The sequence below is a fragment of the Streptomyces sp. URMC 127 genome, assembly GCF_051386535.1.
Lineage (GTDB): Bacteria > Actinomycetota > Actinomycetes > Streptomycetales > Streptomycetaceae > Streptomyces.
Genome location: NZ_JBPQTW010000550.1, coordinates 1 through 260, shown reverse-complemented (window position 1 = coordinate 260; position 260 = coordinate 1). Strand labels below are relative to the sequence as shown.

Sequence of the window (260 nt, the reverse complement as noted above, 5' to 3'; positions counted from 1 at the left end):
CCACGTACGTATCCTCGATGTCAATCTCCTCATCAAAAATACACGCGTCTGGCCTGTATGCAGTATACAAGCTGGACTGATCTCCCGCTTGGAGATGATCATCCTTTACAGAAGCTGCGGAGGAGCGGGGATGCCATCTTGAATAGTAATGGCATTTTTCTTTAACCCGGCACGTCCCGCAAAAACGCCCGTCTTCTTCCGGCAGCGGGTTCCACTCACTGTCCGGCCCATAGTAATTCAGGGCGCCATAAGCAAATACC

At 51.5% G+C, this 260-nt stretch carries 1 protein-coding gene; it reads right to left on the bottom strand.

Annotation, left to right across the window (positions count from 1 at the left end; genetic code table 11):
* A partial coding sequence (locus ACSNOH_RS35350) for a hypothetical protein (RefSeq protein WP_436725522.1) occupies positions 1-260 on the bottom strand: 260 nt, incomplete at both ends.